Origin of the sequence: Chryseobacterium gregarium DSM 19109, assembly GCF_000430845.1 — a bacterium.
GTDB lineage: Bacteria > Bacteroidota > Bacteroidia > Flavobacteriales > Weeksellaceae > Chryseobacterium > Chryseobacterium gregarium.
The window spans coordinates 85,110-105,479 of the sequence record NZ_AUMU01000016.1 but is presented as its reverse complement, the minus strand read 5'-3'; the positions used below and the strand labels follow the sequence as shown (position 1 = coordinate 105,479).

The window sequence follows — 20,370 nt, the reverse complement described above, 5'->3', positions numbered from 1 at the left end:
TACTATTTTTTAATCAATTTAGCACTTGCTGTTTTATTGTCATTAGTTTTTATAGTGATCAGATAAGCTCCCTGAATAAGTGCCTGCGTATTGATCTTCGTCACCTTATTCTTAGTTTTCAGGCTCTGCAACTGCCTTCCGCCCATATCATATAAAGTAATATCAGCTTCCTTGAACTCAAACCCAATCTCAACATACGCGTAATCACTTACCGGGTTCGGGTAAATCTTAATATCCTGCTTCTCGATCAATTGGTCAATTTGTTTATCCCCAAGCTTTACGATCTTCCAGTTCTCTTTCCCGAGCTCTTCGGCACTGGTCCCGGCTAAAATGATCGAGCCGTCCCGGTTGAGCTTAATATCTGACAGCCGCTCCTCTTTTTGTCTCTTTTCCCCCTTCACATGCTTCCGCCACTGCTCATTCCCATTCTGGTCAAGGTACAGCATCCAGAACGTCTCGTCATCCGTCTCCATCCTGCCTTCCGCCTGCGTATACCCGCCAATCAAAATTCCTGTGGTAACGTCTTGGCTCTTGGCTCCTGACTCTTGACTCTTGATTCTTGTATCCTGCCTCTTCGTCACCACACTCATCCCCATCAGCACATCCCGGTTCTTAAAGCTGTATGACTTCTGCCACATCTCTTCACCCCTTTCATCCAGTGAAATCAGCCACAAGTCAGTCCTTTCTTCTATGCCTACCGTTTTATTGCCCGATCTTTCCGACCTGGATTCCCCGCCGATGAGATATCCGGTGGAAGTCAATGCTAAAGTCCGCAGATGGTCATCGCCTTTGCCGCCGAAATTCTTTTCCCATTCTACCTTGCCGTCTTTATTGAGCTTAATGATCCAATAGTCTCCCTCTCCATAGTTCTCGGTTTTCTTTGATACGCCGGCACTGCTTCTTGAATAGACGCCCAGTAAAGCCCCGCCGTCTTTGGTAGGAACCATCTTTTCCACTTCATCCAGGCCTTTTCCTCCTAAAATGAGCTGTGAGAGTTCCTTCCCGTCTTTATCGAGTCTTACGATCAGGACATCTTTTGAACCGTAGCCTTTCGGTGAATTCTGTACATTCCCTGCTGCAAAGAACCCGAAGTCCGTGGTCTGGATCACGGCTCTTGCCTCTTCATCAGAAGCGCCGCCGATGGTTTTCTGCCACAGCTCGTCGCCGAACTCGTTGATCCGGATCAGCCAGAGGTCTGAGCCGCCTTTGGAATCCTCCTTTTTATCAAGACCTTTATTGCTGTACGAAGTGCCTGACAGAAGGAAACCACCCTCCTGGGTATTGACGGTGGCGGATAAGAAATCATGATTTTGTCCGGAAAAGTATTTTTCCCAGACTTCTTCGCCCTGCGGGTTCAATTTTATCAAATGAAAATCATAACCATTGTTCTGCTGCCCGTTGCCGGCTGCCGTTTTTTGGCCTGACTGAATGGAGCTTCCGGTAATTAAATATTGCTGGTCAATGGTGGTGGTCACCTGCGAAAGGAAGTCCTGGGTAGAGGATTTGAGGTCCTTCTGCCAGACTATATCCTGGGCATACGTCCCCAGGACGGCACACACGGTAAGTGCACTCATGTAGAGTTTTTTCATGCTTGGTATAATTTGAGTAATTGTTGTTATTGATTTTTAAATCGCTGCAAAAGTATTGTTTTTAATTCACTATAAGGAAAGGTAAAACGTCAATTTAATGTGAATAATATCAGCTGTAAATTTTACATTATTCTTATTTATTTTTCTGAAGCAAAAGTATACGTGCCATGCGACAGAACGTGTCGTGTTAAAATGAAATCATTCTTGTCTGTTTAAAAGAACATATCTCCGTATTGATTTTTGATTTGCAGGAATTTATATTTTGGTATTACCGGTCATCTGATTCGCACTTAATCAGCTCATTATCAAACCATACAGGGATTCCACACCCTGCCTTCACACCCGCAGTCATATTGCCCCTGTTGATCTTACTGGCTCAGGCAAACAATCTGTATATTTGTCTCTCCTGAGGGATTGATGCCGGCAATCCGATAAACCTGATGAATCGGAGCCAAAATATCGGCAGTAAACCTCCTGAACCTCAGCTGACAGAATATGAGCGAAGAAAAACATACCGAAGCACCCGTCATCAACGGCCTGGTCCTGGCCGGCGGGAAGAGCACCCGGATGGGGACATCCAAAGAGGCCATCCGCTGGCACGGAAAGGAACAGCGGTATTGGGCTGCAGACCTCCTGGCGACGTTCTGCGATCAGGTGTTTATTTCCTGCCGGGCGGATCAGGCGGAACAGGCAGATCCCGCCTACCGCATGCTTCCCGACAGTTTCCCGGATTGGGGCCCGCTCGGCGGCATCCTGTCGGCTTTCCGTTTCCGGAAAGATGCCGCGTGGCTGGTGGTAGCCTGCGACCTGCCCCTCCTGGATCAGGAATCCCTGGACTTCCTGGTCCGGTCACGGAACCCTGATAAAGTAGCGACCGTCTATGAAAGCCCTGCCGGCGGGTTTCCGGAACCTTTGGTAACGGTCTGGGAACCTGCAAGCTACCCGCTCCTGCTGGAATTTGTCCGTTCCGGGAAACGGTCGCCGAGAAAGTTCCTGATGGAGAATGATATCGTGATCGTAAAGCCGGAAAATCCCCTGGCCCTGATGAATGTGAATACGCCTGAAGAGGCTGAAGCAATACGGGAGATCCTGAAACGGAATCCAAAAACCAAGTAGAGTTTTTGAAAGTTATTCGCTTATCTCATACCCCATTAAAATCTTACGATCCGGTATTCGCTGGCTGAGCGAAACCGGAGTTCCCCATGCTCAGTCCACACTTCTTGTAATGGATCGCAGATTTTACTTATTATGTAGATTGATCTCTGTGACAGGATAAACCGAAGGTTTTTTATGCTTACAGGTCCTTCTTTTCAAACCGGTTGCCTTCAGCATTTTTAATTATTGAAACTTTTCTACCTTTTGGCTCCGCCGGACCTTGGGACCGGGGTTACCGGTCCGGATCATTCACCGGACCGATTTATACAGCATAAGATGGCAAAGCGTGAATCTGCAACGCTGACTTGATTAATCATAGGTTTACAAACCTTTGAGCAGCTGTACGGCAAAGCCCTGCTTCGGTCCACGCATTCAGGTTCTACTATGCCGGACTGGTTCCGGCAGCGGCAACGATAGGACGATCAAGTTTCTGAAGGGCCTCAGGGTTGTGCTTCCTGATTTTGATGCGGACGTATTTGGACGCCGGCATATTGGCACCGTCAACGACATTGTTGATGGATACCAGGACATTGGTTTCAGGGAAATAGGTCATGGTGCTTTTCTGCGGAATCCGGTACTTGACCACGATGAACAGCGGAGCCACACGCTCGATACCGTCATCGTAATTGAACAGGTCCACTTGATCGCCCTCTTTAAGTCCGGCTTTTTCAATATCGGCTTCATTCATCATAACGATCCTCCGTTCGTTGAAAATACCGCGGTAGCGGTCATCCAGGCCGTAGACTACGGTATTGAACTGGTCGTGGGTGCGCGTGGTCCCCATCAGGTATTCGTCATCCGCGAGGGAATTGTCGGGGACCGGCGTGATGTTGAACGCCGCCTTTCCCGGGAAATGCTCGCTAGTGAACTTCCCGTCCCTGGGAGGGTTCGGGAGATAGAAGCCGCCTTTCTGCACCACCCTTTCATTGTAGTTTTCAAACCCGGGCATGCATTGGGCCACGTCATCGCGGATGGCGTCGTAGCTGTTGATGAACCGGTCCCAGTCGATAACGGAACGTTCACCGAGCACGGCTTTCGCCATTCTGCATGCCACATGGGTTTCGTTGATCAGGTGTTCCGAAACGGGTTCGAGGACCCCTCTTGACCATTCCACCACGCCCATGGAATTCTCCGTGCTGATGTGCTGGAGCTGCCCGTTGACGATGTCTTTTTCGCTCCGGGTAATCACCGGCAGGATCAGGGCCTCTTTCCCGTGGATCAGGTGGCCGCGGTTAAGCTTGACGGATACCATCACCGACATCTCCAGCTTTCGCATCGCCTCTGCCGTATAGGTGGTATCCGGAGCCGCAGACAGGAGGTTCCCGCCCATGCAGAACATGAATTTCACTTTCCCTTCATGCATTGCTTTGATGGCTTTTACCACATCATACCCGCCCTGCCTCGGCACTTTGAATCCGTAAAACCGTTCCAGCGCATCCAGCTGTTCTTCGGTGGGCTTATGGTTCACCAGCAGCGTCCTGTTTCCCTGCACGTTGCTGTGGCCGCGGACCGGGCATACGCCGCCGCCCCTGATCCCGATGCTTCCTTTCATCAGGAGCAGGTTGACGATATTGTAGATCATGTCTACCCCGTTGTGCTGCTGCGTAATGCCCATCCCCCAGCAGACGATAATCCGTTTCCCGGAGGCCACCATAAGGGCCGCTTCCCTCAGTTTTTCAACAGGGATGCCGCATTCCGCAGCGAGAAAATCAAGGTCGTACCGTTTGAGTTCTTCCGCCAATGCTTCAAAGCCGGCGGTTTTTTCATTGATAAAATCACGGTCGATCACCGTGCCCGGATGCTTTTCCTCTTCTTCCAGGACCAGCATCTGCAGGGCTTTTAACAAAGCCATATCCCCATTGATCTTCACGGGAAGGTAAAGGTCAGACAGTTCAAACGGCTTGCTTATGGCCGCAAGGGGCTTCTGCGGATCTCTGAACCCCATCAGTCCGGCTTCCGGAAGCGGGTTGATGGCCATGATTTTCGCGCCGTTTTTCTTTCCTTTGGTCAGGGCCGAAAGCATCCTCGGGGAATTGGTGCCCGGGTTCTGGCCCATAATGATGATCAGGTCGGTATCATACAGGTCTTCCAGCTTCACCGATCCCTTTCCGAAGCCGATGCTCCTGGTAAGGGCGTAACCGGAGGTTTCATGGCACATATTGGAACAGTCCGGGAAATTATTGGTCCCGAATTCCCGCCCGAAGAGCTGGTACACCCAGGTCGCCTCATTGCTGGTTCTCCCCGAAGTGTAGAATATCGCTTCATCAGGGGTCTCCAGGCCGTTCAGCTGTACGGAAATTCTGGCAAAGGCATCATCCCAGCTGATGGGCTGGTAATGGGTTCCGCCTGCCGGAAGGTACACCGGTTCCGAAATCCGTCCCAGCTGGCTGATCTGGTGGTCGTTCATCTTAGCGAGGTCATACACCGAGTGCTCCCTGAAAAATTCGGCGCCGATCTTTTTGGCCGTTGCCTCTTCGGCAAGCGCCTTGGCCCCGCTCTCGCAGTATTCTGCAACGGGTGAGCGGTCGCGGTCAGGGTCCGGCCAGGCACAGCTCGGGCAGTCGAAGCCGCCGAACTGGTTCATGCTGAACAGGGCCCGCCCGCCGCGGAGCACCGAGGCATCCTTAACCAGCTGTTCCAGGGAGTGCATCACCGCCGGAATACCGGCAGCCCATTGTTTCGGGACGGCCAGTTTCAGGTTCATCAGCCGGTACGGCGATTCTGCTGAAGGCAACCGGCCGGGAACCGTATCTTTCATTTTATTCAAACCTTTGTTTTCCATACTCTTGTTATTTGGCGTGCCTCAGCATTTTGCGTTCGGGTTCGGGTACTGGTCGCTCTGGTCTTCCAGGGTATTGTCCAGGCAGACAAAATCCTTTTCCACCAGAAGGCTGATCTTCCCGGACTGCCCTTTGAAGCCTACCGCCTGGGTAGATACCCATTCCTCTACCATGGCAGCCGGCATTTTAAGCACCATCCGGTTATCTGTGAATGCAGCGGAAAGCGTTTCCTCTTCCGTCCTTTCAATGGCATATACAAAAGTCTGACCCGGAAATTCCGTAGACCCGGAAACGGTTCCGTTTGTCCCTAAGTCTGCTACTTCGGATTGGGTGAGACGCAACCGTAAGCTGTTGTCTTTAATTCTTATTTTCATGACTGTAAATCCTCAGCAATTTTAATAATATCCATGATATCGTGTTTGTTACTTTTAAGCAAAGTTCTGTTTTTTTTATGCTTCTTTTTTTAACGCAAAATGAAAGCAAAGCGTGAACCGGCAAAGTTATTTATAAAACTGCGGTTGGCTTCAGTCCTTTTCATGATGCGGCTATACGTTTATTTCATTCTTGTCAGCCCGTTTTTATCTCCAGGCGGCGGCTCTTAGCATAGATATTGAACCTGTTGTCCCGGAGAAAGCCCAGTAAAGTCATGTCAGATTCCTTCGCCAGGTCTACTGCCAGGCTGGACGGCGCCCCTATGGCTGCCACTATGGAAATGCCTGCCATAGCGGCTTTCTGGATCAGTTCAAAACTGGCTCTGCCGCTGAGCAGCAGGATATGGCTGCTCAGCGGCAGCTGCCCGGCCATGAAAGCATTCCCGATCAGCTTATCCAGTGCATTGTGCCGCCCCACATCTTCACGCAGGGCCAGCAGGTTCCCGTTCAGGTCAAAGATCCCTGAAGCATGGATGCCGCCGGTCGCACTGAAATTGCTCTGGAACGTCCGGAGTTTTTCAGGCAGGTGGCACAAGGTTTCAGCAGCTATGGAATGCGGTTCTTTTTCGAGGTCCCGGAACATGCTGACCGTCCTGATGGATTCGATAGACCCTTTCCCGCACACCCCGCAGCTCGACGTGGTATAAAAATTACGGTCGGCATTCATCAGTTCCGGCATATGGCCTCCCGCCAGCTCAACCATGACGGTATTTTCACCCGTCCTTGAACATGCGGCCTGCGGATGGCAGACCGTTTTTACCTGTTCCGGGGCTGAAATAATGCCTTCGGTAAACAGGAAACCCACCGCAAGTTCGGGGTCATTCCCGGGGGTCCGCATGGTGACGGAGATGTTCCGGCTCACTTTCCGGGATTCCGCCTCATAGGAAATCCTGATTTCCAGCGGTTCTTCTACGGAAACCTCATCGGTACACGCAAAGCTCAGGCGGTCCTTTACTTTCACTATCTCTATTTTTTGTACGGAATTGTTTTGCACGGTGCCGGCTTTCATGTCTTACAGGATTTTATCAGATAAGGGCTGTGCCCGTCTCAGGAGCACTGTGAACTATCAATCTTGATACCACATCAGGTAAAGATACAAAATTTTATGCGTTGAATGACAGAGGCAACCGGGAACATGCCTGACTGAGGGTCTATTTTAAATATGCCGGCCTACGCCCCGCTTTATCAGAAAACCTTAAGCTGTCAGCACTTTTACCTTGTACAGGTCACCAAAATAAATTTTAATTCCTTTTTTTATGATACCTGTACCAACTTATTTTCCAACTGTCTCCGGAAAAACGAAAAGAAATTCAGCCTGAGTGGCAGCCCGTATCGTTTATCCGGGCCTGCGGTTACGGATAGACAATGATCTTCCCTAAAACGGAAATGAATATTGAATTACCCCCCGGATAGGGCAAAAACCGGGGTAATTTATTCCGTTTGTTGTAAATAATACATTAGATTTCTATACATTCGTATGATAATTACAACACCTAACCACTAAACAAATGAAAAAATATGCTTTTGTGCTGGCTTGTGTCATGCTCACGTTTTGTATCTCGTGCCGGAATATCGGCAAGCCGGTTGACCGGCAAAAATCAGGCTCCTATTTTATCGATTCAAAAGGAAAAATATCCTATTGCCAGAACGGCAACTGGTTCAGCCTCGGGATATTGCCGATGCAGGCTGATGCACAATCATTCGAGGTGCTGGCAGAGGATATCGCCCGGGATAAAGACGCGGTGTACTTTCGAAGTACGGAACAAAAGCTGGCAGACCGGAATTCCTTTTATGTGGAAAACCAGATCCCCAAAGACCGCTTTCATGCCTATTATATCGACCAGGCCCTGGGCTTTAACATCATCAAAGGGGCAGACCCCAGGACCTATGAACCGGTAAAAGGACATATGAACTGGACCAGGGACAAAGACCATTACTTCTACGCTTATGATAGGGTGCCTGCCGACCGGAAAACTTTTGCATTTGTCAATGGCTTTTTTATGAAAGACAAGGACTCTGTTTACACCGTCACTGATACCGGGAAATTTAAGTCCATCCTGCCTAACCCGGGACCTGTTGAAGCCGTTAACCCGTATTATATGAGAATCGGGAATACTCTGTACTACCCTTCTTTCCGCGCAGATTCAGAGGTGGTCGCCAGGTCTTTCGATGCCATCGATACCATCCGGGTGCTCGATCAGCATATTATTTGTGTCAATAACAAAACCCTTCTGGTGCAGGGTAAAAATTTCAGGGATGCGAATGTTGATGCCGCTACCTTTCAGCTGCTGACGGTGGATGATAAAGATGACCTCTATGCGGGCAATTTTTATGCAAAAGATAAAAGCCATGTATACTATGACCAGGAAATCATTCCGGGTGCAGATACAAAGACCTTTATCCTGATCGGCCGTGATTTCGGGAAAGATGCAAAAAATGTGTATTACCGTAAACAGAAGCTGAAAGGCGTGGATGCGGCCAGCTTTAAGAAAAAAGGCAATTATTACCAGGACAGATCGGGCAATAAATTCAGTGTCCTGACCGGAAATAAAGTTTAGTTTTTATTTTTGCCGGTGAATTCAGGTTATGGAGAGAGCGTCCCGCCATCAATTATACAGGGCAAACAAATTATGTATGGCATATTAATTGCATCCACGATACTACCAATCACTTTATTATTTTGAAAATAAAATCCTTGACTTTCCGGTTGAGGATTTTTATTTTACATGTGATGGCAAACGCTTTGGTACACGACAAAATAAGTACGTTTATTATCTCCTTATTGAAAGGATGAGGGCAGCAAATAAGATCCGTTTTTAAAACTTTATCAGATCATTTTTATTGATTTTAACGGATTCATCCTGAAATAACAGGGAATATCATGACTATTAAAACGGTGTCCAAAAATCGTATTTCTCTGCTGTCCGCTTCAGCTAGGTATGGAATTTGAAGGTCTTGAAAACAACGCAACAGCGCTTACAGCAGCATGCCTGTTGCTGACAGTTTCATCTAAAAAAATAAATTATGAAAATACTGAACAATTTTTGGGGAATCCTTAAGGGCACCTATAAAGACTGGAGCGCGCGGGATTTAGGTACGGAGGCAGCCAGCCTGGCGTACAGCGCTATTTTTTCAATTCCGGGACTTCTCATTATCGTGATTTGGATCACCGGGATTTTCTTCGGCGAGGAAGCGGTACGGGGCGAGATAACCAAACTCATCGGGAGCATGATGGGGAAAGATGTCGGGAAGAGCCTTGAAGAGATGGTGGTAGGAGGCATGGTGGATAAAAAGAACGTCGTGATGAAGATTATAGGGATTGTCACGCTGGTGTTCGGGGCCACTTCCTTGTTTTTTCAGTTCCAGAAATCCCTTAACAAACTTTGGGACGTGACGGCAGCTCCGAAAAAAGCTTGGGAAAAATATCTTCTCGACCGGGCGAATTCCCTGGGAATGATCGTTGTCATCGCATTTCTTTTGCTGATTACGCTGCTTTTAAGTTCTTTTATCGGCCTCGCCAATGATTGGGTCATCCGCCGTTTCGGGCTCGAGACGCTGATCTTAGTGAACATCATCAATATTGTCGTGGGCCTGCTGGTGACGCTGTTCCTGTTCGCAGCCATGTTTAAAATTCTGCCGGATGTTGAGCTGCAGTGGAAATCGGTTTGGGTAGGGGCCGCCGTAACAGCAGTGCTCTTCACGCTCGGGAAATACATCCTGACTTTTTATTTCGAGACCTTCAACCCCAGTTCTTCTTTCGGTACGGCAGGAACCATTATTTTACTGCTCCTCTGGATCAATTACAGCTTTCAGATTATTTTTTTCGGGGCGGAATTTACCAAAGTATATACGAAAACCATGGGACATACACTCAAGCCCTCAAAACATGCAAAATGGAGCCCGCAGGTCGTCCCGGCTGAAGATGCCAAAGAGGTCGTCGCCGGTGCCGAGCCGGTGAACAAACGTACCGGACCGACAAACACATCGGCAAACGAAACCATGATTTAACAGTTCTGCCCTTTCCTGCCGGCAGCACTTTGCCCTTGTGTTCATTGAATATTCAGGCAGCACCGGATTCATGCAGGGTATTGCAAAAAAAGGAAATCCGGCTTATCCATTAGATATTGTAAAACAGGTAACCCATTTACTTATAGGAATTAAAATCCCCGGTTTTCAGCACTGGGGATTTTTATCGTATGCCCAATAGCGGGCTCTGTTCCGGGAATGGATGCTTGTCTTATAGGGAAACAAAAGGTTTCGCCGGCTTGCTTCCATGGACAGTTCAGATTAAAACAGGGCCTTCGGTTTCCGGGCTTTAGCCTCATTCCTGAACGGTATTCCGATTCAAAGTATTCCTTTTAAAATCTTCTGCAAATTTTTCAATACTGTTTTGGCATGCATTTGGTTCAGAAGGAAAAAAAACAATACGTATTATGATTAAAAAATTCTTTACCCTGGTGTGGTCTTTAGGCTTGTTAAGCTGTATCTCTTTGGTAAGCTGTGACAAAGATGATATCGAAGTCCCCGTCCCTTTCGATATCCCGTTAACCGTTGAGCAGGAGCTGCCCTTTGCGACCGTGCCTACCACGTCTTACCTGCGCTACCCTGAAATTGCCCTGGATCTGGATCTTGATGCCATTATCAAGGAGAAATACTCCAAGCTGTCCGTCAATAACCTGAAGAGCGCAAAGCTTACCGGTTTTTCCATCGACTACATCAGCTCTGATCTCGGAAACAAGCTGGACATTATCAGCGGTGCGAAGATCTATATCAAGGCCCCTAACTTGCCGGAAGTCCTGGTCGGTACCGTTGAAAACAACACCAATCCGAACCAGCTGGTGATCAATACCGTCGATACTGAACTGATCGATTACCTGAAGTCTAAACAGAATTCACTGATCCTGGAGGTAAAAGGGTCAACCGTAAGCCTGGATAAGCTGAAAGTCAACCTGAAGCCTGTTTTTAAAATTACCCTGGGATTATAAGCCTTTTATTAAATCTCCCGATTTGATATATATGCAGGACGACAGTCCTGCATTTTTTGTGGCCGGAAAGGCCTGTTTCCGTATCCTTTGGCCTGCCTTTTGCCGGAAACTGTAAACGGAAACCGCTTTTGTCAACAGCCCACCGCTTTTACAAACCCGGTAATTCTATGATCTATGTGTAACCTTTAAAATCATCAGCTATGGGAATAAAACCGGGACCAAAGAAAACGGCAGCCACTACCGGTGAAACGGATAAGCGCCAGAGAGACAACAAGGAAACGCCTGAAAACAATCTGTCACTAAAGCCCCACAAACATAAGAAGGGCGACTGATAGGATTAACGATGGTATCTGATCCAGGATCATCCGGAAAACCATGGGACCGTGATATGATCCTGCTTTTTTCATCATCATAAGATGATACACCCAAACAATACCTCCTGATTGATATCAATCAGGAGGTATTGTTTTAGCAGCGAGGCAGCGGCAGAACCGGTATGGGAAAGGGCATTGCGCAATCCATTGACTGAACATGGAGAAGGCCGCAATATTCCTGCCCGTACTTGCAGCAGAATTTCTTTTATTCCTGTAAAAACAGAAGTTGGGACCCATACAGCGGATTTTTTAAACGGCATCTTTCATAAGAAACTACCGGATATTCCGTTTAATTCTTAAATTTGGCCCATGCAAAAGAATCTTTATCTCATCATCATATTATTTTCTCTCAGCAGCTGCTATACGTACCAGGTAAAAAAGCAGGCAGATCCCGAGGCCGGCAGCCAGCAGGATTCCAAAAAAGGCACCGCTCCCGGTCAGGCCGCACCTGCAGCGGTGAATCCACCGCAAACCCCTGTTCCGGTCAACATTCAGGAGAAACTTGCCCCGAATAAAAATTATAAGATCAATGCTGAAGGCAGGTCATATAAAATAATAGTTGACCGGTGGGAAAACGACAGCCTGGTCGCCCACCCGGTCCGTCATCCTGAAAAAATCCTGAAATTCCATAAGAACCAGATCAATGGCGAGAAAATTGCGGAAAAACGCTTTTCACAACCCATTGCCGATATTATTACCGTAATTGCCTATGCCGGAATCGGGGTGGTCATCTATTCTCTGGTCCGATGATTTTTTAAAGGTTCCCGGTCATTATACTGTATTTTTATTCTTTACCATATTGTCGGGAAATTAGGGACACCTCCTCCTGAAAGAATTTATCCGTAAAGGATGGATGGCAAAAGAAAAACCTGATGCCCAATATTTTTATATGACTGAAGAGGGCGTGAAGGGATTTACAACACTGGGTATTGACCTTTCGCAAATACCGTCAGAAGAAACCCAAGCGTCATAACTGCTTACTACATCATGAGTACCTTAACCCTGGTCTTTAAAGATTGTTAAAATAAGACCGGCCGGAGCCGGGGTTATCCCCTTCTCAGTTCACCGATTTCCCTGACCAGCTTCGGGTACATCGCCTGCAGGTCAGCGCCGCCTTTGGGTTCACGGTTCATCTGCCGCTCCGGGCTGTCATAATGATGATGCGGATAGCGCTCGTCAACCGTATCCCGTATTTCTGATTCATCTTCATTGTCATGGTATTCGGAATAGGCTTCATCCGATACATATAGGAGCCCTTCTGCCCAGCAGTCGCCGATGTTGAAACTGTATTTCCCGCTGACGAATGACTGGATGTCTTTCTGAATGTCCTCAAAAAATTCCTTTCCCTTTAACAGAAGCCAGCACCGGAAATAAATAAACCCGTCATCAGAAAGGGAATCGTTAAAAACATAGATTCCGTTATCCCGTGTAAATTCACATTCCAGAATAATGGAAAGCTCAGCGATTTCTGCAGTGTACAGGGCACTCAGTTTTTCCTGCAGGGTCTTTTCAAAAAGAACCAGCCTTTCCTTCCCGGATCCTGAAAGGTAAGCCGTCAGATTTTCCAGATGCTCTTCCGCATCATATTCGCTCCAGTGGGCTTTTTTTTGTTTATTGGATTTTTCAATGGCTTCCCAGAAAAAAATATCCGCTTTTTCATGTTCAGAAAGTTCTTTTTTCTGCGGCGTTTCGTCATCTTCCCGGATTTCGGTATAGCCTTTTTTTATCTTCTGGCTGATCAGCTTTTCAGACTCGCGGATACATTCTTCTTCATCGGTAAATTCTTTGACGGTTTCCCGGCCTGTGGTTCCGGTCTTGCCGAACAGGATGGTCTGGGTGGTGCCCCTGTATTCTATAGTCCAGAATTTATCGGAAAGCGCATTTTGGTTGATCAGGTACTTTTTCATAAAGTAAATAAAATGGAATGGGTGTTTTCAGTGGTTAAACTACGAAAAAAATAAAGAATCCGCCGGCCTTCTCTACCCGTTATTTTCTGATTTCGGCTGCCTGAAACCCATGACAGCAGATTATAGAGGCCGGTAATAAGGTTTTTGTCGACCGTTATCACAGCGTATTTTTAATCCGAAACATTATTCAATTTTTCCGGGTGATTTGAATGATAAAAAGATATGGTCTTAATTTTTTCATCGGAATCCTTTAGGATTGCTGTAATGGTATCCGTTGTAATTTTTTTTAAGGTTTTATCCCTGCTTTCCCATTCCATATCCTTCAGATACAGATGATCAGCCTTACCGGTAAAGCTTTTATTAGGATAAGGTTCTAACTTCCCGTATATTTTTGACTGTACACTGATGACCTCTATATGCCTTGATACCTGATGTTTATCATGAACATAAAAAACCAGACAGGATCCCGGTAATTCATTTATTTTTGGTTTGTGATTGACTAAATACCCCACCTGGAAATAATAGTCAGCTATCTCAAGACTACGGCTTTTATACCCTACAATGCCATATTGTGTACAGCCATATAGGGAACAACAAAGGATCAGGTACGCTATTATTTTCATCATCATGAAATTTAATCAATCAAAATTAACAATTTAATAAAAGCCTGGGGTTTTTTAAATGTTTATTTATTTAATAATCTATATTTATAAGTACTTGACAACCAATTGCGCGATCCAAAGCCTCCCTGCTTTGAAGTTTGGCATTACTGCCAGTTATGATATTTACAATAGGTTACAGCCCATGGAGAAGGATATCTCAGCATTCCTGTTCACAGATGAAGACACGGTAAACCTGGAACTTGGGATGCCCGGGTGAGTGGTGACCTGGACGGTTTCATTCTCCTGGACAGCCGGCAAAACCCGTAACCATTCATTTAAAACCCGAAACAGTATTTCCGGAGAACCTAACCAACATTGTTGTTGAAAAGAGATTTTATTGAGCTTATCCTATCGGAAGATCTTCTGTGCAAACTGATACAGGCAGCGTCTCCAGGTGAGCCATTCGTGGTACGTGCCCTCTGATGGGTACTGAACGTATGGATACCGGTGTTGGTCAAGATAATGGGTGATGAGGGTATGGTAATCCTGGAACCGCTGGTCTTCCTTGGTTCCGATGCCGATAAATAAAAAAGGTGTCTTCTTCGATTTCAACAGGTTATCCAGGGGAAGCTCTTTAAAAGGCTGAAGCGCTGTCCCTTCATAAATGACAGGACTGAAAGCCCCGATCGCCGAAAACAAATCCGGATGCCGGGCCCCGATCAGCATGGCTTGGTAACTTCCTCTCGAAAGTCCGGCAACCGCCCTTTTCCCGTCGGTTTTATACTTCTTTTCGATGTAGGGAATCAGTTCATGAACCATGATTTGGTCCAGGTTCCGGGATGAAAGTACCGTTCTCGCATAATCGTCCGGCAGTTTTTCTTCTTCAGCAGTCAGGGCCACGCCGTAATCCATCACCACGATCATTTCTCTGGATTTTTTCTCTGCAAAAAGATTGTCAAGGATATTATTCAGATAGCCTTGTTTTTCCCAGCCTGTAATATCTTCGCCCGTTCCGTGGTAGAGGTATAAAACCGGGAATTTTTTGGTGGCATAGCCCGGCGGCAGGTATACTTTGAGGTTTCGCTGGCCTCCGGTAATTTCGGAATGTAGGCGGTCATTGATGATTTTCCCGTGTTTCACCTTCTTTTCAAAGAAGAAATCTTCGCCGGAACCGATCTCGATCGCGCTTGTGGGCTGGCCGTAGCCGAAGTACAGCTCTGTATTCGGGTCATTGGTCCGTTGGCCATCCACCTTGAACCAGTAGTAATGAAAACCGGGTTCCAACGGTGAAGTGGAAACGTTCCAGAAGCCATCCCGGTCTTTAACCGTCGTTGATGTGATATTCTGCATGCCGTCCCCGCCTTCCAGAACTACAGATTTAGCACCTGGAAAATAAACTCTGAATTCCGCTTTTCCTCCGGCATCTGCTTTTGGGAATTCCTTCCCCTCTTTTGCGGTGACAGAGGTTTTAAAATCCTGTGAAAATACAAAGGACGAGCATAGTATAAAAACAGCTGATATTCTTATAAGGTTCTGCATGGGTTTCAATTTAAAAGCCTGGATCATGGTGTAATTTAAGAATTCTTTTGGAACTGTTCACCAGACAGAATGGACTTTTAAACTAAGACTTTCATTATACTCCATCTAATTTTTAAACCGTATTCATGCTCCGCTGATGTTAGTCACATCAAACACATTATTATTTAATTCCTTCTCCTGATAATAGCCTCGCTAGACAAGAAGCCGTTTTTTATTTTGAATTGAAAAATTTTACGGTTCTAGCAGGAGGTTTTTGCTTTTCAGCCTTTACCATTTCTTGAACACTCTATTTATTAATAGCCCTGATTTAGATGAAGTTTAATACTTCGATGATGAACCATGTATATTTATGAAAATCAGGCGATGTCATTTTTATGAAAAAATGAACAATATCTTAAAAATCAATTTCAAAAAAAATAGTCAAATGATCGGCTTTGAAATTATTGTTAAACGAAATTGAAACGGGCACCGATAAAAATGACTTTGATATCAATTAAATTACATTCTAAAAGCCAACTAACAAACATAGTCTTCTCTCTGATATTTTTTATCTCAAGTCGTTTTATGAAAGGAGCCGGAGGTCAGTCTGACCAATTCAGTATGGTCGACAGGAAAATAATCTGATAAAGATATAGAAAAGTAGAAGGTTACTTTGGGATTTCTTTCCATGACTGAGTCAAAGCCAATATTTTTGATATGCAAATCTTTAAACGGAGCCAAATGAGCATATACTTCATCTGTAAGTATCGGCTGAAAACTATCCAATATCCATTTTAATGTCGGTTTGGATGGAAATGAGAGATAAATTTCACGTACGCTGTCTTTATTTTCCTGAACCCAGTTTCCGAATAAACGATTGTACTCTTTCCCATTTTTTAATGCATGATAGAACTCTTTCAGGTCAGGGTGTATAAAACTGCTATTTTGCTCCACCTTATTATTTAAACCAAATCGATAAAAATATCGATCGAAATTTTCTTCATCTTTCCAGCGATAGGAATGAATATAAGAATGATCTTCTTCATGTATATAAAGGCACTTATAATCTCCTTCGGATTCAGGGATCCGGATTCCTTGGTACATTGCCGTTAAAATACTTTCTTCCTGGATCTTTACCAGCCTCTTCGATGTCCCGACTGATTTCAACAGCTTGCTTAAGCTTTTAAAAGTTTCTTTTTGTCCGTCCGGATAAAGATATATTGTAGGCTTATAACGGGAGATAAACTCATCTCTGCTAAATTGTATTGACCATTCCATCAGCTGTTTTATATCCTTGCGATGTAAGGTTCTGAGCAGTTCATACGTATTTTTCATAATTCAACGGATAAAAGAGACTGTCTGATAAAGACAGTCTCTGAATGTTAATGTTATGACCAATGATCCCAGTGTGAAACGGCATGCCAGATACTGGATGCTGCAGAAGCAAAAGCTCCTCCAATGGATTCAAACGCAGATTTTATGGCATCATCTGCATATCCTACTCCCAACATAATATCACGGACTGCCTCAGGTGCCAGCCCGAAAACGGTATTCAGCGCCTGTGCTGTCTGCTCTGCTCCGATGCCGATTTCCTGAAAGGCTTCCGCCACTACCTGGCTGGTTGCACCATACCCTTCTTCCATCGCTTGTGCCACCTGTGTCGCAGAATATGAAAATGCATTCCCTATCTGGCTTGCAATGGTGCTCGCTTCATATCCTGCGGCATTCATAATATCAGCCGTTTCTGCCGCTGTTTTATTATAAGCCTGTTTCAATCCCTGGGCAACATCTGAAACGCCGTTTACCACAGCATTTTTTACATATCCTGCCCATTTTTCCGCATCATTGATAATATCCCGGAAGATTGCCGATGCATTCTGGACAATATAGGTTTCAATAGTGCTTAATAAGGCTGAAATACTGGAAATATTAATGTCTGCCTCAAACGGTCCGAAATTCAGGCTTAAACCTTCAAAATTAAATCCTCCTGACACCTGAAATGAGATTTCAGAAGCTGAGGTATTCAGAGCTACACTTACTGCGCAGCCCGCATCTAAATGAATGGATCCTAAAGAGAAGCCTGCAATGGACGGCAATGAAACATCAAAATCCAATCCGTATGAAAAGGCTCCTGAAAAATTGTGGTAGTCGGCCAGTTTGCAGGACATTCTGGTTTCAAGTACCGCGCCGTAATCCATCTCAAAACTTATTCCGTCATTAGCGACGACAGCATCTATTTTATCATTCACCAATCCGAAGAGGCTGGCTGCTGCGTCCAGGGTAAAATACGGTGAAGAAGAGGTGCTGACACTCATTTCCGGCCCGCCCGCAGATACAACTGTTTTATCTGTTGCTTCTTTAATGGTTTGCTGATCCTGTTTTGTTTTCGGTACTGCATTAATAGGGATCGGATTGCCGTTTTGATCTACCTTAATCGATGCTCCTTTACCGTCTCCCGTAATACTCAGGATGTTTCCGAAATTCAGCGGTGCCATAGTGATCGTACCATGAATTCCCGTGTTCAGGTCAACCTGGAGATATCCGTAGAACTGTAACCCGAACAGATCCATCACGGCATTGAATCCGTATCCCATCGGGGCAAGTGAGCCGTCGGGTAAGACAACAGGTTCCATAGGGTTTTCAGCCCATCTGAAGGAAAGATCTGTGAAGGAAACCGGAAGATCGATATGGTATGATGTATTGGTCAATAATGTTATAATTTCATTAAAATCCAGTTTGGGAACGTAAAATGCGATATACAAAGGATTAGGGATTTCTTCTTCCATTTCGAACACGACTGCAAAATTATCATCCGTTAAGGGTATCTGTCCCTGATCTCCGATATGAAATGTTCCTTCCACTCCGACGGCAAAACCCGGCGGTTCAAAAATGACGCCCAACCCTACCCCGAAAGAATCGAAATGTAATCCTTTGATTCCGGGAGGGGTGAGCAGGCTGGTGGTGTTGCCTCTCAGGTTCACCCCGATTTCCGCCTCAATATTATCAATAGTCATGGCAATATCTGCATCAATTTCCGGACTTCCAAACAGGTTAAACGGAATGGTAGCCTTAATTTCAAAAACCACAAACTTGAAAAGCGGATTTAGCGACAGCAGCATGGTAGGCTTGTCAATATCAAAGGTATTTCCTCCTCCGATCGGAATTTCCACTTCATCCATACTGAATTTCAAACAGGTCATACCGGTTGCCAATCCGTCATTATAAACAAATTCAACTCCGAAATGAATAGCCGGATTTCCGATAAAAGACTGAATGATCCCCAACACACCGGTATCAAAAGTAACATCCGTAATGTTTAATTCGCCTCCGATAAATAGTGCCGTATCTGTTTCGCTGCAGGTAAAGTGAGAAATGGTAACATCCGGAATGGATGAAGGCCAGCTGAAACCAAAATAATTGACTAATGTACTAAGGCTGTATACCTGATCCTGCGGCGGTGATTTTTGAGTCTGCGGGTTTCGGGCCAACGCCACCACAGCCAGCATATAGGTAACAAAAGTAACTGGTTTATAATCTGTTGTAGACTGGAAAAACTGGTTTACCTGTGCCGCAGTGGCCTTGCCGTTTTTTATGAGTGCCTGAAACTGCACGACTTCCGGCTGATCCGGCTGATCCTGCATCAGCTTAATAAATGCCTCCGTGGTGTTCATCGTATCCACATCACTCTGCTGTACTTCAAAAGAAGCCGGCTGAGTGCCCAGCGTAAAAAACCGGGTAACAGGATTATTCTGATCATCAAAAACAATGAATGTTGAGATCGGCCCGTGAACCGGTGTGAACTCCTGGCTGCCACCTGCCGGTACAGTAACCAGCGGTGTCAGGGTTCCAAAAAAGTTGGCTAGACTTTTATCATCTTCGTTATTTTGGAAAGCATCAAAAATCTGGATACTGCCCGACAGATCATTTTTGATCGTCACTGATGGATATGTAGTGCTCATTGATTTGTATTTTAGGATTTATAATACTTCTGTTTCTTCAACACCGATCTCCGTTTCGTATTCTTCTATTGAAGCGGCATTTTCCAGATTTTCATACTCCAGATCAATATTTTCCCATGTTGCGGCATCGGAAACGGCGGCATCAACAGCTGCATCGGTATCGTTTAACTGAACTTCCAATCTGTTGTAATAATCTGCCTCGAGCGTTTTTGATTCGTTCAGTAACTGATTTTTGGCAGCCTGAAATTCTTCCATCGCTGCTTTTACAGCGGTACCGCTTTTTACGGCATCATTTGCATTCATGTATTTTTCAATAAACTTAGAATAACTTTTGCTGAACTCTTCCGTAGGCACCATTCCTTCATCTGTAATCTGTTCTTTGATCGAATCAATAAGCGTGTCCGCTTCTTCTAAGCTTGCGTTTATGTTTTCTTTCGAGGGGTCTATTTCATTTTGTTTAATCTGAGCCACCTGTTTTTGTAAAGTTGCCAAAAGGTCCTCGTTAGTAATCTCATTGAAGGGTTTTCCCACTACTCTGGCAACCTGACCTTTGAGTACGGCAGACAGTTCAGCGCCGGAAGCTGCAGACGAGGTCAGGACAACTCCTTTTCCTTCCAATATGGCTTCATTAGCCAATACGCCCAGATGTTTGTTTTGAATTCCTTCCGGAAAGTGAGGGTCACTGGTGACAGGGTTGCCACGATGAATATTTTTCACCTTACCAAAGGAGGTATCGTATGTAGTTGCTCCTGTTTTTGGTTCAGTTGGTAAATGTAGATATTCGTCCTTTTCAAGCTCATAACGAAGCTCTCCGCCATCGACGCTCCATCTCTTAATATCGGTGGATAGGTCATTATCTGTAGTAAAACCCACATATCTGTTTTCTCTGTAAAAACTACCCGTATCCCCTCCATCACTTCCTCCTCTTCCCAGTTCCAAACGAATTCTTACAAATTTATGTGATACCGTATCGTATTGGTAATAAGAAGAATATTTTGTGCTTCCGGGTGCAAATGTACCCTTGGAAGGATCTGTATTCCATGATATAATCATTTTTTTTATTTTTTAAA

General features: G+C 45.6%; 16 protein-coding genes. 6 read left to right on the top strand and 10 right to left on the bottom strand.

Annotated features, from left to right (window positions below):
• Positions 1-2 precede the first annotated feature (2 nt).
• Positions 3-1,589: a T9SS type A sorting domain-containing protein gene (locus tag H561_RS0117090; protein WP_027388113.1), complete on the bottom strand. Its 1,587-nt coding sequence runs from the start codon at positions 1,587-1,589 to the stop codon at positions 3-5.
• 495 nt (positions 1,590-2,084) lie between these two features.
• Here H561_RS0117090 and H561_RS0117085 point away from each other — a divergent pair, with 495 nt between their 5' ends.
• On the top strand, positions 2,085-2,705 hold the full coding sequence (locus H561_RS0117085) for an NTP transferase domain-containing protein (protein WP_027388112.1): 621 nt from the start codon (positions 2,085-2,087) through the stop codon (positions 2,703-2,705).
• Positions 2,706-3,126: 421 nt separating this feature from the next.
• Here H561_RS0117085 and H561_RS0117075 read toward each other — a convergent pair whose 3' ends face one another.
• The 3 genes from H561_RS0117075 to fdhD form a co-directional block, all read right to left on the bottom strand.
• Positions 3,127-5,526: an FdhF/YdeP family oxidoreductase gene (locus tag H561_RS0117075; RefSeq protein WP_027388111.1), complete on the bottom strand. Its 2,400-nt coding sequence runs from the start codon at positions 5,524-5,526 to the stop codon at positions 3,127-3,129.
• Positions 5,527-5,547: 21 nt separating this feature from the next.
• Complete coding sequence (locus H561_RS0117070) at positions 5,548-5,898, bottom strand: DUF7009 family protein (protein WP_027388110.1); 351 nt, start codon at positions 5,896-5,898, stop codon at positions 5,548-5,550.
• A 193-nt stretch (positions 5,899-6,091) separates the two neighbouring features.
• Positions 6,092-6,964 (bottom strand): formate dehydrogenase accessory sulfurtransferase FdhD, encoded by an 873-nt coding sequence (fdhD, locus tag H561_RS0117065; protein WP_027388109.1) that lies wholly within the window; start codon positions 6,962-6,964, stop codon positions 6,092-6,094.
• A 499-nt stretch (positions 6,965-7,463) separates the two neighbouring features.
• Here fdhD and H561_RS0117055 point away from each other — a divergent pair, with 499 nt between their 5' ends.
• The 5 genes from H561_RS0117055 to H561_RS0117015 all read left to right on the top strand — a co-directional run bounded on the left by H561_RS0117055 (position 7,464) and on the right by H561_RS0117015 (position 12,064).
• The gene (locus tag H561_RS0117055; RefSeq protein WP_027388107.1) at positions 7,464-8,513 is read left to right on the top strand and encodes a DKNYY domain-containing protein; all 1,050 of its coding nucleotides are present in this window, start codon (positions 7,464-7,466) and stop codon (positions 8,511-8,513) included.
• A gap of 466 nt (positions 8,514-8,979) precedes the next feature.
• On the top strand, positions 8,980-9,963 hold the full coding sequence (locus H561_RS22705) for a YihY/virulence factor BrkB family protein (protein ID WP_081411684.1): 984 nt from the start codon (positions 8,980-8,982) through the stop codon (positions 9,961-9,963).
• Positions 9,964-10,388: 425 nt separating this feature from the next.
• Entirely contained in the window at positions 10,389-10,940 is a 552-nt protein-coding gene (locus tag H561_RS0117035) for a hypothetical protein (RefSeq protein ID WP_027388106.1), read from the top strand.
• Between the two features lie 200 nt (positions 10,941-11,140).
• Positions 11,141-11,272, top strand: coding sequence for a hypothetical protein (locus H561_RS24400; RefSeq protein WP_262486246.1), 132 nt, complete (start codon positions 11,141-11,143; stop codon positions 11,270-11,272).
• 351 nt (positions 11,273-11,623) lie between these two features.
• Positions 11,624-12,064 carry a hypothetical protein gene (locus H561_RS0117015; RefSeq protein ID WP_027388105.1) on the top strand — a complete coding sequence of 147 codons (441 nt, stop codon included), beginning with the start codon at positions 11,624-11,626 and terminating at the stop codon, positions 12,062-12,064.
• Positions 12,065-12,360: 296 nt separating this feature from the next.
• Here H561_RS0117015 and H561_RS0117005 read toward each other — a convergent pair whose 3' ends face one another.
• The 6 genes from H561_RS0117005 to H561_RS0116975 all read right to left on the bottom strand — a co-directional run bounded on the left by H561_RS0117005 (position 12,361) and on the right by H561_RS0116975 (position 20,353).
• Entirely contained in the window at positions 12,361-13,221 is an 861-nt protein-coding gene (locus H561_RS0117005; protein WP_027388104.1) for a DUF4240 domain-containing protein, read from the bottom strand.
• A gap of 170 nt (positions 13,222-13,391) precedes the next feature.
• Complete coding sequence (locus H561_RS22700) at positions 13,392-13,844, bottom strand: hypothetical protein (protein WP_155845831.1); 453 nt, start codon at positions 13,842-13,844, stop codon at positions 13,392-13,394.
• A gap of 387 nt (positions 13,845-14,231) precedes the next feature.
• Positions 14,232-15,362, bottom strand: coding sequence for an alpha/beta hydrolase-fold protein (locus H561_RS22695; protein ID WP_162143031.1), 1,131 nt, complete (start codon positions 15,360-15,362; stop codon positions 14,232-14,234).
• A 552-nt stretch (positions 15,363-15,914) separates the two neighbouring features.
• Positions 15,915-16,676, bottom strand: coding sequence for a hypothetical protein (locus H561_RS0116985; protein WP_027388101.1), 762 nt, complete (start codon positions 16,674-16,676; stop codon positions 15,915-15,917).
• A gap of 53 nt (positions 16,677-16,729) precedes the next feature.
• Positions 16,730-19,300 carry a phage tail tape measure protein gene (locus tag H561_RS0116980; protein ID WP_027388100.1) on the bottom strand — a complete coding sequence of 857 codons (2,571 nt, stop codon included), beginning with the start codon at positions 19,298-19,300 and terminating at the stop codon, positions 16,730-16,732.
• An 18-nt stretch (positions 19,301-19,318) separates the two neighbouring features.
• Positions 19,319-20,353, bottom strand: coding sequence for a hypothetical protein (locus H561_RS0116975; protein WP_027388099.1), 1,035 nt, complete (start codon positions 20,351-20,353; stop codon positions 19,319-19,321).
• Between the last annotated feature and the right edge of the window lie 17 nt (positions 20,354-20,370).